The organism is Pelagibacterium sp. 26DY04 (assembly GCF_031202305.1).
In the GTDB taxonomy this organism is placed as follows: Bacteria; Pseudomonadota; Alphaproteobacteria; order Rhizobiales; family Devosiaceae; genus Pelagibacterium.
This window is the reverse complement of the sequence record NZ_CP101731.1, coordinates 1,741,470-1,755,577: the sequence shown is the minus strand read 5'-3', so window position 1 is coordinate 1,755,577 and position 14,108 is coordinate 1,741,470. Positions and strand designations below refer to the sequence as shown.

The window sequence follows — 14,108 nt, the reverse complement described above, 5'->3', positions numbered from 1 at the left end:
TGCGACGGCAGGCCAAGCGTATAAATCGGCGCTTATGGATCTGTTTGCAGTGATTTCCGACCCTACGCGGCGGCAGATGATCGACATGCTGGTTGGGGGCGAACTGCCCGCCGGCGCTTTCGTCGCGGCGTTTCCCAACATGACTCAGCCTGCCATTTCGCAGCACCTCAAAGTGCTGCGCGACGCCGGAATGGTGGAAGTGAGAGCCGACAAGCAGCGGCGGCTATACAGCCTCAAATCCGACGCCCTGGCCCCGTTGCGCGATTGGCTGGCGCCACACGCGCCTGCGGCCGCAACAACAGCCATCGAAACGGTCGAACCTGCCCAAGCGAAAAAGCCAAAACCCAAAGCCAAGCCCAAGCCCCTTCCGGAACCTGAGCTTACCCTCGACCTCTTCGGTTAAAGCCTTTTCAGCACCCCATAGACCTTCTCGGCCATTTCCTCTGGCGTTTTCGTTGCGCCGTGGAGGGTGATGTCGGCGCGTTCGGGGACTTCGAACGGGCTGTCGATGCCGGTGAAATTGGTGATCTGGCCGGCGCGAGCCTTGGCGTAGAGCCCTTTGGGGTCTCTGGCTTCGCAGACCTCGAGGGGCGTATCGACATAGGCTTCGAGGAAGCGGATGTCGCCGGCGATCTCGCGGGCGATGCGGCGCTCGTTGGCAAAGGGCGAGATGAACGAGACGATGACGATCAGCCCGGCATCGGCCATCAGCCGCGCCACCTCGGCCACGCGGCGGATGTTTTCCACCCGCGCGGCGTCGGTGAAGCCGAGATCCTTGTTGAGCCCATGGCGCACATTGTCCCCGTCGAGGATATAGGCGTGCTTGCCTTCGGCGGTGAGGCGCTTTTCCAAAAGGTTGGCGACCGTCGACTTGCCCGAGCCCGAAAGGCCGGTGAACCAGACGATCTGCGGGATCTGCCCCTTCATGGACGCGCGAACCTCGCGATTGACGTCGAAGGACTGGTAGGAAAGGTTGCGCGCCCGCTGCAGGCCAAAGGCGATGGTGCCCGCCCCGAGCGTCAGATTGCCGATCCTGTCGATAAGGATGAACCCGCCGGTCAGCCCGTTGGTCTTGTAAGGATCGAAGGCGATCGGCTTGTCGGTGGCGATGGTGACCGTACCGACCTCGTTAAGCTCGAGCCGCTTGGCGGCGGATTTTTCCAGCGTGTTGACGTTGGTGCGGTGTTTGAGATCCGTGATGGTGGCCGGCACGGTCTGGCTGCCGATCTTCAAGAGATAGGAGCGCCCCGGATAGGCCGGCTCCTCGGCCATCCAGACGAGTTCGGCCTGGAACTGATTGGAAAACTCCGGCGTCTGGCCGGGATGGGTAAGCACATCTCCACGCGAGATGTCGATCTCGCGGTCAAGGACGAGCGTTACCGCCTGCCCGGCGACGGCTTGTTGCAGATCACCATCCATGGTGACGATGCGCGCGATCCTGGCCGGCTTGCGCGAGGATGCGACCAGCACCTCGTCATCGACCTTTACCGTGCCCGAGGCGACGGTGCCGGATAAGCCGCGGAAGTCGAGATTGGGGCGGTTGACCCACTGCACGGGAAAGCGAAACGGGGTTTGCGTGCGGTCCTCGTCGACGGCGATCTCTTCGAGGTAGGGCAGGAGCGGCGATCCAGTGTACCAGGGCGTGCGTTCGGAAGTGGAAACGATGTTGTCGCCGCGCAAGGCCGAAATCGGAATGGCCGCCAGCGAGGCAAAGCCCAGATCCTTGGCAAAGGTCCGGTATTCGGCTTCGATCGTTTCGAACACCGCCTGGCTGTAGTCCATAAGGTCGATCTTGTTGACGACTAGGACCACGTGTTTGACCCCGATCAGGGAGAGAATGAAGCTGTGGCGGCGGGTTTGGGTCAAAAGCCCCTTGCGCGCGTCGACCAGCAGCAGCGCCACATCGGCGTTGGAGGCCCCGGTCGCCATGTTGCGGGTGTACTGCTCGTGACCGGGCGTGTCGGCAACGATGAATTTGCGCCGGTCGGTGGAAAAGAAGCGGTAGGCCACATCGATAGTGATGCCCTGCTCGCGCTCGGCGACGAGGCCATCGACCAGGAGCGAGAAATCGATCCCCTCCTCGCCCACATGGCGGTTGCGGCTGTCGTTCTTGAGCGAAGCGAGCTGGTCGTCGAGGATGAGCTGGCTGTCGTAAAGCAGCCGACCGATCAGGGTGGACTTGCCGTCATCGACCGAGCCACAGGTCAAAAACCGCAGCAGCGATTTGTCGGTCTGCTGGGCGAGCCAGAGGTCGATATCAGTATCGGCGGAGGGAACCGAAGCAGAGGAAAGCGTCATAGCTCGTCCTTTCTGGTCGCGTTCGCGAACCGCAAAACCGGTTCCCATCCATCGGGTCGAAGCCCGAGGACGTGCTTTTGCTGCGAACGCTCCATCAGAAATACCCTTCCTGCTTCTTCTTTTCCATCGAACCGGCCTGGTCACTGTCGATCAGCCGCCCCTCGCGCTCGGAGGTCCGGCTGGCCTGCATCTCCATGATGATCTCGGGGAGCGTGGCCGCATTGGAACGGATGGCGCCGGTCAGCGGATAGCAGCCGAGCGTTCTGAAGCGCACCACCTGCTCGGTGGGGGTTTCTCCCTCCTGGAGGCGGAAGCGGCCGTCATCGACCATGATCAGCGTGCCCGAGCGCTCGACCACGGGGCGCGGACGGGCGAAATAGAGCGGCACGATGGGAATGTCCTCGGCGTAGATATAGGTCCAGATGTCGAGTTCGGTCCAGTTGGAGAGCGGGAACACCCGCATGGATTCGCCGGGCGCCAACCGGGTGTTGAACACCCGCCAGAGTTCGGGGCGCTGGTTCTTGGGGTCCCAGGCGTGGTTGGCGTTGCGGTGCGAGAAGATGCGCTCCTTGGCGCGGCTCTTTTCCTCGTCGCGCCGCGCGCCGCCGATGGCGGCATCGTACCCACCGGCCGAAAGCGCCTGACGCAAGGCCTGGGTCTTCATGATGTCGGTATAGGCCGGGCCGTGGTCGAACGGATTGATCCCCTGGGCGACGCCATCGGCATTGGTGTGCACGCGCAGCTCGAACCCATACTCCTCTGCCATCCGATCGCGGAAGGCAATCATCTGGGAGAACTTCCAGGTGGTGTCGATGTGCAGCAGCGGGAACGGAATGCGGCTGGGATAGAACGCCTTGCGCGCCAGATGCAGCAGCACCGAGGAATCCTTGCCGATCGAATACATCATCACCGGCCGCTCGAAACTCGCCGCAACCTCCCGGAATATCTCGATGCTTTCGGCCTCAAGACGGGAAAGATGGCTCAGCGGAGTGGGAGCGGTCATGGCGATTTTCTTGTTAAACGGGGACGTTTTGCTGAGGGCAGACATATTTCGTTTGCGGTAGCCAAACAACCGCATGCAGCGCTCCTCCGCCCGCTCCAGACGCCCCCTTTCTCCTCTTCCCCACCTCGGGCACCGGAAAATTCCAGCCCCGCTCGATCGACGCCAATTTCCCATTCCCTGCGGTGGCAGGAGAGAAAGTTTTTTCATGGCAAGGCTTGCGGCGCATTCCACTTCGCACGGCGCTCGAGGCGAGGGATGCGCAATGCTATTGCCGTCGGCCAAGGGAGTCGTGGCAGAGCTTTGCGCCACACGCTCACAAAGTGAAAAAGCCTATCTGCCAAGGCCTTGCGCCTTGCCCGGTACCCGGCCGGGCTTTACCATCGACGGCCTCTCCCACCAGCACTTCTCAGGCACCATGACCCGCTATCCCGACATTACAGCAGCCATTGGCAACACCCCGCTCATTCGCCTCAACGCTGTCTCGGAGGCGACCGGATGCGAGATCTGGGGCAAGGCCGAGTTCCTCAACCCTGGGCAGTCGGTCAAGGATCGCGCCGCGCTTTATATCATCCGCGATGCGGTGGCGCGGGGCGCTCTCGGGCCGGGCGGCACGATCGTCGAGGGCACGGCGGGCAATACCGGAATCGGATTGGCACTGGTCGGCAATGCCATGGGGTTCAAGACGGTCATCGTCATCCCTGAGACCCAAAGTCAGGAGAAAAAAGACGCCATCCGTCTCGCCGGCGCCGAGCTGATCGAGGTTCCCGCAAAGCCCTACAAGAACCCCAACAATTATGTGAAGGCCTCGGGGCGCCTCGCCGAAAGGCTGGCATCCGAGCTGCCAAACGGAGCCATCTGGGCCAATCAGTTCGACAACGTCGCCAACCGGCAGGCGCATGTGGAAACCACCGGGCCGGAAATCTTCGCGCAGACTGATGGCAAGGTCGATGGCTTCATTTGCGCGGTGGGCTCGGGTGGAACGCTCGGTGGGGTGGCCATGGCGCTCAAGGAGCGCAACAAAGACATCCAGATCGGGCTGGCCGATCCCGAAGGCGCGGCGCTCTACAGCTATTATACCGAGGGAGAACTCAAATCGTCCGGGGGATCGATCACCGAGGGCATCGGCCAGGGGCGCATCACGGCGAACCTTGCGGACCTTTCCGTCGACCATGCCTGCCGCATTCCCGATGCCGAGGCCCTGCCCTACATCTTCGACCTGATCAGGCAGGAGGGATTGTGCCTGGGCGGGTCGTCTGCCATCAATATTGCCGGTGCGGTGCGGCTGGCGAGGGAACTTGGGCCGGGCAAAACCATTGTTACGGTGCTTTGCGACTATGGCAACCGCTACCAGTCGAAACTTTTCAACCCGGCCTTCCTGCGCTCCAAGGATCTGCCGGTGCCGGAATGGCTTGAAGCCGACCCCACGGTCGACGTCAATTCGGTGCTGGAGGCCGACGCACAATAAAGAGACGACGTGGATCTCGTCAGGGTCATCACCGACAATTTCAGCTTCTGGGCAGCGCTCTATATAGCCAACTACGTGCTGGCCTTCGTATGCGCGGCCCGCGAGATCATGAACTCGCGGACCTCGCAAGGCACCATCGCCTGGCTGCTCTCACTACTGATCCTGCCGTTCCCCACGACGATCATCTACCTTATCTTCGGCTGGAAGTTCTTCGACGATTATGCCGAATCCCAGATCCATTCCGGCCGGAGCTGGCGTCTGGCGCGGTCCGAGGATCTGCGCATCGTCGATCGCGGCACCAGTGACGACTGGCCGGTGCTACGCAGGGTCGCCGAGCTGCCGTTTCTTTACGGCAACGCGGCGAATCTGTTGATCGACGGCGAAGAGACCTTCGCTTCAATCTTCGACGGCATCACACGGGCCAAGGACTATATCCTCGTCCAGTTCTACATCATTCGCGATGACGATCTGGGACGGCGCTTTGCCGATGCGCTGATCGAGCGCGCCAAGGCAGGGGTGCGCGTCTATGTGCTCTATGACGATGCCGGCACCCACGCGCTGCCCAACAGCTATAAGCAAAGGCTGCGCGATAGCGGCATTTCCATTTACGGCTTCAATCACCGCCATCCACTGCTGCGGTTCTATGGACTGACCCGCATCAATTACCGCAATCATCGCAAGAACGTCGTCATCGACGGGCTGGAGGCTTGGGTCGGCGGCCATAATGTCGGGGATGAATACCTCGGCAAGGATCCCAAATTCGGCCGTTGGCGCGATACGCATGTGCATGTGGCCGGCCCCGCCGCGCTCGCTTGCGTCCTCATGTTCCGGGAAGATTGGCATTGGGCCACAGGCGAGGACCTTGTCGTGCATTATCCCACGAATGTGCCGACACCCGGCGACCAGCCGATCCTGGTCATGCCCACCGGCCCTGCCGACAAACTCGAGGATTGCGCCATCGCCTTTACCGAGGTCATTGCCCGGGCCCGCGAACGGCTTTGGATCGTGAGCCCCTATTTCGTGCCCGGCATCGAAATTCAGACCGCTCTCTATGCCGCCTCGCTGCGCGGCGTTGACGTACGAATCCTGCTGCCGCGCAAGCCCGATCACATGATCGTCTGGCTGGCGAGTTATGCTCATGCGGACCAGATGGTCGAGCATGGCATCAAGGTGCATCGCTATGAGCAGGGCTTCCTGCACCAGAAGGTCATCTTGTGCGACGACAAGATCGCGGGCGTGGGCACTGTCAATTTCGACTACCGCTCGTTCAACATCAATTTCGAGGCAACGCTCTGGTTCACGCATCCGGACATGATCGCCAAGATCGCGGAGATGCTCGAAACCGATTTCGCCGCCTCCTATCTCACCACCGAGCGAAACCTGCAGCGCCGCAACTTCCTGTTCCGGCTGGTGTGCCAGGGCGCGCGGCTGTTCTCGCCAATTCTTTGAGGCTCGCGGGGCCCTCAGTAGATCGGTGGAGCGTAAAGCAGGCCGCCATTGACCCAGAGCGCATTCTGCCCACGCAGCAGCGGCGCCCCCGAGCCGCCGCCGAAATGGCGGGCATAAATCTCGCCGTAATTGCCGACGCTGCGGATCACATCCCGCATCCATGTGGGTGACAGCCCCACCGGAGCGCCGACATCGCCTTCCACGCCCAGCAGGCGCCGAATTGCCGGAGTGCGCGCTGAAAGCATAGAATCGATATTGACCGAAGTGACCCCGTATTCCTCGGCGTTAATGAGCGCATAGAGCGTCCAGAGCACGATGGTCTTCCACTGCTCGTCATCGTCGCGCACCACGGGGCCGTAAGGCTCCTTGCTCAGCCGCTCGGGCAGGATGGCATGCGACGAGGGCTCGGGCATCGACCTGCGGATGGCTTGCAGCCAACTCGCCGGCGCCGTTATGGCATCGCACTGCCCGGAGCGATACGCGACCGCCAAATCCTCTCGGTCTTCGTAGAGTAATTCGTCGTAGCTCAGCTGGTTGGCAAAGAAGAACTCCTCGAGACGGCGCGAGGAATCCGAATTGGAGGCCACGCAGAAGGTCACGTCCTCGAGTTCATAGGCCGAAACGACGCCGAGCTGTTCGGGCACCATGAAAGCCTGGCCGTCGAAGAAAGACGTCGCGACATAGCTCGCCCCATAAAGGGTATCGCGAGACATCGTCCAAGGGGCGTTTCGGACCACCAGATCGACCTCGCCCATTTCCAGGTGCGCAAAGCGGCTTTGCCCGGATAGCGGGCGGAACGCCACCTTGGATGGGTCTCCGAATACCGCCGCGGCTATCGCGCGGCATATGTCGACATCGAAGCCCGACCATAAACCTTCCGGGCTGACCTGGGCGAAACCGGGTAAAGGATTGGTCGCCGCGCAAATGACATAGTCACGGGCGCGCACCGTCTCGAGCGTGGAGATGGTGAAGGGCACGCTGACACGCGACTCTTGCGACTGCGCCATGGCCGCGGTCTGACTGCCGAGCGGCACCGCCATCGCCAGGGCCGTACCGGCCAGCATCCGCAAAAAGCGCGAAAATATGAGCAAGATCAATGCGGCGCTAGCCGTCCCTTTCAATGAAGGCCATATTGGCACGGTGCTTTGCCGGGTCAAGGCAACAGCACCCCTTCTCCCCGGTCAATTGTCTGCTCACCGCCGAAATGCAAAAGGCCGCGCCCCTCCAGGGTGACGACGCGGCCCTCGCAAGCAATGTTGCTGAAATTAATGCAGGATCTGGCTGAGGAAGAGCTTGGTGCGCTCGTGCTGGGGATTGGAAAAGAACGCTTCGGGCTCGTTTTGCTCGATGATCTGTCCCTGATCCATGAAGATTACCCGATTGGCGACCTGGCGCGCAAAGCCCATTTCGTGCGTGACGCACAGCATGGTCATGCCATCCTCGGCAAGCTGAACCATCACGTCGAGCACTTCCTTGATCATTTCAGGATCGAGGGCCGAGGTGGGCTCGTCGAACAGCATGATCTTGGGGTTCATGCACAGCGAGCGCGCGATCGCCACGCGCTGCTGCTGACCGCCGGAAAGCTGGCCGGGAAACTTGTTGGCCTGCTCGGGGATTTTAACGCGCTCGAGATATTTCATGGCCATTTCCTCGGCCTGGGCCTTGGGCGTGCCGCGCACCCAGATAGGTGCGAGCGTCAAGTTCTGGAGGACCGTGAGGTGAGGGAACAGATTAAAGTGCTGGAACACCATGCCCACGTCCCGGCGCACCTCGTCGATGCGCTTGAGGTCGGAGGTCAGTTCCACGCCATCGACGACGATATCCCCTTGCTGGTGCTCTTCGAGCCTGTTGATGCAGCGGATGAGGGTGGACTTACCCGATCCCGAGGGACCGGCGATGACGATACGTTCACCCCGCATCACGCGTAGATTGATGTCGCGCAGGACGTGGAAATCGCCATACCATTTGTTCATGTTGACGATGTCGACAGCCACGTCGGTGTCCGACACCGTCATCTTGGTGCGGTCGGCCTGCGGCGCTTCCATGGTTGCGGTCATGGTTATCTCCTGTGACCGGTATGCAGCCGGTCTTCCATATAGATTGAGTAGCGGGACATGCCGAAGCAGAAGATCCAGAAAACGAAGCCGGCGAAAACATAACCGGTCACGGCATCGGACGGGAACTGCCAGGCGATGTCCGAGCCGGCGGCACGAACGGTGTTGAGCAGTTCGAAGATGCCGATGATCGACACGAGCGTTGTGTCCTTGAACAGGGCGATGAACGTGTTCACGATGCCCGGGATCACATGCTTGAGCGCTTGGGGCAGGATGATGAGCGCAGTGGTTTTGACTTTACTCAGTCCCAACGCATAGGCCGCTTCACGCTGGCCTTGCGGAATGGCCTGTAAGCCGCCGCGAACCACTTCCGCCATATAGGCGGACTCGAAAAGGCAGATGCCGATGATGGCACGCAGCAGCACGTCGGTGTTTGTACCCTGCGGCATGAACAGCGGAAACATCACCGAGGCCATGAACAACACCGAGATGAGCGGCACGGCACGCCAAAGCTCGATGAAGGCTACGCAGAACCCCTTGACGATGGGAAGCTTCGACTGCCGCCCCAAGGCGAGCAATATGCCCACGGGCATCGAGACGATGATGCCGATCAGCGAGATGATCAGCGTCAGGGTTAGCCCACCCCATTGGCGGGTTGGCACTTCCTGCAGTCCTAAAACACCGCCCGCCATCAGGAAATAGGCAACGAACGGATAGACGCCGAAGAACAGGATGGCGGCCAGCCGAGTAAAAGGTATGCGCGGGACCAGCAACGGGAGCAGCAAGATGATGCCGATCACGAACATCAGATTGATGCGCCAAACTTCCTCAGCCGGGTAGAAGCCGTAGATGAAGAAGTTGAAGCGCGCCTGGATGAAAATCCAGCAGGCGCCGACCCCTTCGAAGCGACAGGCTTCACCGCGCAGCCCCTCGGGATCGGCGAATACGGCGTTGCCAATAAGGAAGTTCCAGACCGGGATCAGTATCCAGATAACCAGGGCCAGCCCCAGTACGGTGAGCACCGAGTTGAGCGGGGAGGAGAACAGATTGGCTCGCATCCAGGCGCCGATGCCGGTGGCTCGCCGCGGGGGCGGCAGGGATTCGGCCATTTGGGAGCGAACGAAAATGGGAGATGATTGACTCATGGCTTAGCGCTCCACCAGCGCAACGCGCGAGTTGTACCAGTTCATGAACAGCGAGGTCGTGAGCGAGAAGGTGAGATACACCGCCATCGTCAGGGCCACGATCTCGACCGCGCGGCCGCTCTGGTTGATCGCGGTTCCCATGAACACGTTGACGAGTTCGGGGAACGCAATCGCCGCGCCGAGCGAGGAGTTCTTGGTGAGGTTCAGATATTGGCTGGTCAGGGGCGGAATGATGATCCGCATGGCCTGGGGTATGATAACCAGCCGCAGCCTGTCCCCATCCTTGAGCCCCAGCGATGCAGCCGCCTCGACCTGACCGTAGTTGACGGCCTGGATACCGGCACGGACGATCTCGCCGATAAAGGCAGCCGTGTAGACGACAAGGCCGATGACCAATGCCGTCAATTCGGGCGGCACGACGAAACCGCCGGTGTAGTTGAAACCGGTGAGTTCGGGCACGCTGAAGGCGATCGGCACCTGCAGGGCGAAATAGGCCAGAACGGTCGGCACCAGGATAATGCCCAGCAACGGCAAAAGCACGGGCAACCGTTCGCCCTTTTCTTCCATGCGCCGTACGCGGCGATGGCGCCAGACCAGGGCAATGATCACCGCGACCACGAAGATGCCGAGCAGGATCAGGAAGCGCTGATCCGACTGCAGCAACGGGAGATAGAGCCCGCGCTGGTTAAGGACGACGCCGAGCGGAAACTCATAGCTCTGCCGCACCGCCGGCATGGCGTTCAGCGCCAGGAAGTACCAGAACAGAAGTTGCAGCAGCAGCGGCATGTTGCGGACAACTTCCACATAGACCATCGCCAGCTTGCGGATCAGGAAGTTGGGCGAAAGCCGCGCCACACCGATGATGAACCCCAAGATAGTTGCCAGCACGATGCCGACCACGGCTACCAGCAACGTATTCAGAACCCCGACGATATAGACATCGAGATAGGTGGAGCTTCTGTTGAACGGAATGAGCGAAAAGCCGATATTGAAACCGGCCGTTTGAAACAGGAAGCCGAAGCCTGTGGTCCTGCCCTGAGCCGCCATATTGGCGGCTGCGTTCGATTGCAGCCACCAGAACAGCAACGCAACCGCTATGAGAAGCGCTGCCTGATAGAAGATGGCTCGCGCTGTTGGATTATAGAAAAGCGAAGGATCGATGCCAGATCGGGCGGCCACGCCCGATCGCTTGTCCGAGACATCTGTCATATTGGTCCCTACCTGCCGGATACCCCAATGGCGCCGGCGGCCTTGCCTTGAGCATTTGCGCGCTTTCAAAACGCGCCTGCTCCAAGGCTCTGTTCGTCACGCTTGCCGAGCGGAAAAGTGCACTCCACCTTTCCTCGAGCGTTTCAGCCGCGCGATTATGCCAGTCCGGTAAAAATGCCCGGGCGCCATATGGTGCCCGGGCCAAAGCCATCGGCGATTAGCGGATCGGCGGGGCGTACATCACGCCGCCTTCGGTCCACAGATTGTTGATGCCGCGCGGAATCCCGATCGGGGTGTTTTCGCCAACATGGGCCTCATAGACCTCGCCGTAGTTGCCGACGTGCGAGATGATGCGATAGGCCCAGTCGGTGGGGAGGCCGATCGGCGTGCCGAAATCGCCTTCCACGCCCAGCAGGCGGCGGATTTCGGGGTTGTCCGAACCAAGCATCTCATCGACGTTTTCCGAGCTCACGCCCAGCTCTTCGGCGTTGACCATGGCGAACAGCGTCCACTTGGCGATATTGAACCATTGGACGTCGCCCTGGCGCACGGAGGGGCCGAGAGGCTCCTTGGAGATGATCTCGGGCAGGATGATGTGAGCGTCGGGATCGGGGAAGCCCGAACGCTCGGCAGCGAGCGCGGACGCGTCGGTGGTGAACACGTCACAGCGACCGTCGAGATAGGCCTGCACAACTTCGTCCTGGTTGACGAACACGACGGCGTTCGAAAGATCCATGCCTTCGGTCGCGAAGTAGTCGGCGGCGTTGAGTTCGGTGGTGGTGCCCGATTCAATGCAGACCGCGGCGCCGGACAGCTCGGTGGCCGAGGTCACGCCGGAATCTTCGCGGACCATGAAGCCCTGGCCGTCATAGAACATCGTGCCGGTGAAGCTGATGCCGAGATCGGTATCGCGGCTCATCGTCCAGGTCGTGGTACGCGAAAGCACGTCCACATTGCCGTTGGCAAGGCTTTCGAAGCGGACCTGCGAGGTCAGCGGCGTGTAGCGAACGGCGTCGGGATCATCGAAGATCGCGGCGGCCATTGCCCGACAGAAATCGACTTCGAGGCCGGCCCAGTTGTTGTTGTCGTCCGGGAACGAGAAGCCCGGAACGCCTTCGGTCACGCCGCACTGCAGGTAGCCGCGCTCGGTGACCTCGTCGAGTGTCTGCGCGAACGCGACAGACGAGGTGCCGGCGACTGCGGCTACCACTGCGCAAGTGATCAGCTGTTTTTTCATAGTTTTGCCTTTGTTTCCTAGCCCTTTTCGATCGGTCCGGGACCCTCCCGCCCGACCCGTTGGTTTCGCCTTGCGGCGAGACAGCATCGCCCTATTGCCATCGGGCGTGTTGCTGGGCAGCATCGAACCCCAGTTTTGCTGTTTGCGTCAAGGCCAAATACGGCACCAAAATAGTCACTCCTGACCGAGCGCCTAATTTGACAGCAACAGTACTGACCTATTTCGCCTCCAATATCGTCAGGGTAACATGTCAGATACGGAAAAGAGCCGGCAATTTCAGTCGCATAGGGACACTTTCCTCACCCATGGTGGGCGCGATCCTGCCCACCAGCACGGTTTCGTAAATACTCCCGTTTATCGGGGCAGTACGGTGATTTTCCCCAGCTTGGAGGCACTTGACGACGCCACCATCCGCTATCGCTACGGACGTCAAGGCACGCCGCTGACCGACGGGCTCGAGACGTTGGTCACTGGACTTGAAGGCGCTGCCGGCACGGTTCTCACCCCCTCCGGCGTGTCGGCAATTTCCTTGGCGGTCCTTACGTGTTTGTCGGTAGGCGACGAACTTCTGATCACCGACTCGGTCTATGAGCCGACCCGCATTCTGGCCGATACCGTGCTCAAGCGGATGGGAATCACCACCCGCTATTTCGATCCGCGCATCGGCGGCGGCATCGCCGACGTGATTTCGGATAAAACTCGCGTGGTGTTCCTTGAAAGCCCGGGCTCATTGACCTTCGAAATTCAGGATCTGCCCGCCATCGCCCAGGCCCTCCAGGGCCGCAATATCGCGATTCTCGTCGATAATTCCTGGGCGACGCCACTCTTCTACCAGCCGCTGTCGCTCGGTGCCGATTTCGTCATCCACTCGGCGACCAAGATGTTTGTCGGCCATTCGGATGCGATGATGGGAACCGTTTCGGCCAATGAGGCGCATATGGATGTATTGCGACGCACCCATCGCACCCTGGGCCTCATCGCTTCGCCCGACGACAGCTATCTGGCAACGCGCGGCATGCGCACACTGGGTGTGCGCATGAAAGAGCATGAAGCGCGCGCGCTCGAACTCGCTTCATGGCTGGAAGGACTGGATGGGGTCGAGGTACTGCACCCCGCCCTGCCCTCGCATCCCGATCACGCGCTGTTTGCACGCGATTTTTTAGGGTCGGGCTGCCTGTTCTCGATCATCCTGCCGCCCGCGCCACGCACCGCGATCGCCGCGATGGTGGACGAGATGGAGATCTTTGGCATGGGGTATTCATGGGGCGGGTTCGAAAGCCTCATCCTGCCCTCAGACCCCAAGCGCATCCGCACGGCGGTGCCCTGGGGTCACGAGGGCAATTTGATGCGCATCCATGTGGGCTTCGAAGATCTCAACGACCTCAAAGCGGACCTCGAAGCCGGTATTTCGCGCTATCGGGCTTCCGCAGGCCGTTAAGGTCTGCGGAACCGGCGCATCAGCGGCTTGAAGGCTTTAAACATGCGGTAGTTGATCTTGCCGTTCTCCATCCGCATGCCCCAACGGCGGGTCACGAAATAGTCGCGCACCAGAATGGCGCTTGCCAGTCCCACGAACGAACCGGCGAGAACGTCGGAAAGATAGTGATCGCCAACGACGATACGGCTCAACCCGATGGCAAAACCAAAGGCGATGATCCAGCCGTGGAAGCGCCGGTTGACCAAGGTGTGCAGCGCCAGGGCGAAGGCGATTGCGGTGGTGGCGTGGCCGGAGGGAAAGCTGTGAAAGCTCCAGTGCATGCTGAACGGCTCGAGATGGAGCACTCCCAGTTCCTCAAGATACATCGGCCGCGCGCGGCCGATGAGGCGCTTGATGATCTGAACGACGATTCCGGAAAAGGCGATCGTTGAAAACAGATAGGCCGAAAGCGAGAAGATGCCGCGCACCGCCCAGGCCCAACTGTAGGAGAGCCTCACCCGCATGGCGATCGCGCCGCCGACGACGCCGACCAGCGTGGGAAACAGCAGCCAGTCCGATTTCCCGAAATCGGTGACGAAATCGAAGAAGGCGCGCTCGTGGTCCGGCCAGTTCTGGAGCGCATCGAGTACGGGCGCATCGAGCAGCACCGCCGTCGCCAATAGCCCAACCAGGGTCCACAATGGCCACCAGAACAGCACCTTGGCCTGTTGGTGACGCTCTCTGACGGCTTTGAGCCAGCGAACCGTGAATGTCTCGGGGGCGAGCACTTCTTAGACACTCCATCATTTCGTTCACAGAAGTCCGCCGCCG

The 14,108-nt window shown here is 60.9% G+C and carries 12 protein-coding genes; 4 read left to right on the top strand and 8 right to left on the bottom strand.

Translation table 11 applies throughout. The annotated features are described in order from the left end of the window. The first annotated feature begins 34 nt into the window (after positions 1 to 34). Positions 35 to 403, top strand: a complete 369-nt coding sequence (locus NO932_RS08545; protein ID WP_309210748.1) for a metalloregulator ArsR/SmtB family transcription factor — start codon at positions 35 to 37, stop codon at positions 401 to 403. Here the strand turns inward: NO932_RS08545 and cysN are convergent. Both cysN and cysD read right to left on the bottom strand, forming a co-directional pair. Beyond that, complete coding sequence (cysN, locus tag NO932_RS08540) at positions 400 to 2,298, bottom strand: sulfate adenylyltransferase subunit CysN (RefSeq protein ID WP_309210746.1); 1,899 nt, start codon at positions 2,296 to 2,298, stop codon at positions 400 to 402. The genes NO932_RS08545 and cysN overlap by 4 nt on opposite strands. A 94-nt stretch (positions 2,299 to 2,392) precedes the next feature. Then, the gene (gene cysD, locus NO932_RS08535; RefSeq protein WP_309210745.1) at positions 2,393 to 3,301 is read right to left on the bottom strand and encodes a sulfate adenylyltransferase subunit CysD; all 909 of its coding nucleotides are present in this window, start codon (positions 3,299 to 3,301) and stop codon (positions 2,393 to 2,395) included. 415 nt (positions 3,302 to 3,716) lie between these two features. On the opposite strand from cysD, the gene NO932_RS08530 reads away from it, so the two are divergent. Beyond that, entirely contained in the window at positions 3,717 to 4,766 is a 1,050-nt protein-coding gene (locus NO932_RS08530) for a cysteine synthase A (protein WP_309211010.1), read from the top strand. Positions 4,767 to 4,775: 9 nt separating this feature from the next. Beyond that, a complete protein-coding gene (cls, locus tag NO932_RS08525; RefSeq protein ID WP_309210744.1) occupies positions 4,776 to 6,215 on the top strand; it encodes a cardiolipin synthase in 1,440 nt (479 codons plus the stop codon). Between the two features lie 14 nt (positions 6,216 to 6,229). Here the strand turns inward: cls and NO932_RS08520 are convergent, their stop codons facing one another. The 5 genes from NO932_RS08520 to NO932_RS08500 all read right to left on the bottom strand — a co-directional run bounded on the left by NO932_RS08520 (position 6,230) and on the right by NO932_RS08500 (position 11,860). After that, positions 6,230 to 7,312 (bottom strand): amino acid ABC transporter substrate-binding protein, encoded by a 1,083-nt coding sequence (locus NO932_RS08520; RefSeq protein ID WP_309210743.1) that lies wholly within the window; start codon positions 7,310 to 7,312, stop codon positions 6,230 to 6,232. 168 nt (positions 7,313 to 7,480) lie between these two features. Beyond that, on the bottom strand, positions 7,481 to 8,272 hold the full coding sequence (locus tag NO932_RS08515) for an amino acid ABC transporter ATP-binding protein (RefSeq protein WP_375142862.1): 792 nt from the start codon (positions 8,270 to 8,272) through the stop codon (positions 7,481 to 7,483). Positions 8,273 to 8,274: 2 nt separating this feature from the next. After that, a complete protein-coding gene (locus tag NO932_RS08510) occupies positions 8,275 to 9,414 on the bottom strand; it encodes an amino acid ABC transporter permease (RefSeq protein ID WP_309210741.1) in 1,140 nt (379 codons plus the stop codon). A 3-nt stretch (positions 9,415 to 9,417) separates the two neighbouring features. Continuing rightward, positions 9,418 to 10,623, bottom strand: a complete 1,206-nt coding sequence (locus tag NO932_RS08505; RefSeq protein WP_309210740.1) for an ABC transporter permease subunit — start codon at positions 10,621 to 10,623, stop codon at positions 9,418 to 9,420. A gap of 217 nt (positions 10,624 to 10,840) precedes the next feature. Continuing rightward, on the bottom strand, positions 10,841 to 11,860 hold the full coding sequence (locus tag NO932_RS08500) for an amino acid ABC transporter substrate-binding protein (RefSeq protein WP_309161446.1): 1,020 nt from the start codon (positions 11,858 to 11,860) through the stop codon (positions 10,841 to 10,843). Positions 11,861 to 12,107: 247 nt separating this feature from the next. Here NO932_RS08500 and metC point away from each other — a divergent pair, with 247 nt between their 5' ends. Next, positions 12,108 to 13,298, top strand: a complete 1,191-nt coding sequence (metC, locus tag NO932_RS08495) for a cystathionine beta-lyase (protein WP_309210739.1) — start codon at positions 12,108 to 12,110, stop codon at positions 13,296 to 13,298. On the opposite strand, the gene NO932_RS08490 is transcribed toward metC, so the two are convergent. Continuing rightward, a complete protein-coding gene (locus tag NO932_RS08490) occupies positions 13,295 to 14,065 on the bottom strand; it encodes a phosphatase PAP2 family protein (protein WP_309210738.1) in 771 nt (256 codons plus the stop codon). The two genes, metC and NO932_RS08490, sit on opposite strands and share 4 nt — an antisense overlap. Positions 14,066 to 14,108: the final 43 nt, after the last annotated feature.

Bases quoted from the DNA above. Each gene is read 5' to 3' on its own strand.
- NO932_RS08545 (WP_309210748.1), top strand. From the start codon at position 35: ATGGATCTGTTTGCAGTGATTTCCGACCCTACGCGGCGGCAGATGATC.
- cysN (WP_309210746.1), bottom strand. From the start codon at position 2,298: ATGACGCTTTCCTCTGCTTCGGTTCCCTCCGCCGATACTGATATCGAC.
- cysD (WP_309210745.1), bottom strand. From the start codon at position 3,301: ATGACCGCTCCCACTCCGCTGAGCCATCTTTCCCGTCTTGAGGCCGAA.
- NO932_RS08530 (WP_309211010.1), top strand. From the start codon at position 3,717: ATGACCCGCTATCCCGACATTACAGCAGCCATTGGCAACACCCCGCTC.
- NO932_RS08515 (WP_375142862.1), bottom strand. From the start codon at position 8,272: ATGACCGCAACCATGGAAGCGCCGCAGGCCGACCGCACCAAGATGACG.
- NO932_RS08510 (WP_309210741.1), bottom strand. From the start codon at position 9,414: ATGAGTCAATCATCTCCCATTTTCGTTCGCTCCCAAATGGCCGAATCC.
- NO932_RS08505 (WP_309210740.1), bottom strand. From the start codon at position 10,623: ATGACAGATGTCTCGGACAAGCGATCGGGCGTGGCCGCCCGATCTGGC.
- NO932_RS08500 (WP_309161446.1), bottom strand. From the start codon at position 11,860: ATGAAAAAACAGCTGATCACTTGCGCAGTGGTAGCCGCAGTCGCCGGC.
- metC (WP_309210739.1), top strand. From the start codon at position 12,108: ATGTCAGATACGGAAAAGAGCCGGCAATTTCAGTCGCATAGGGACACT.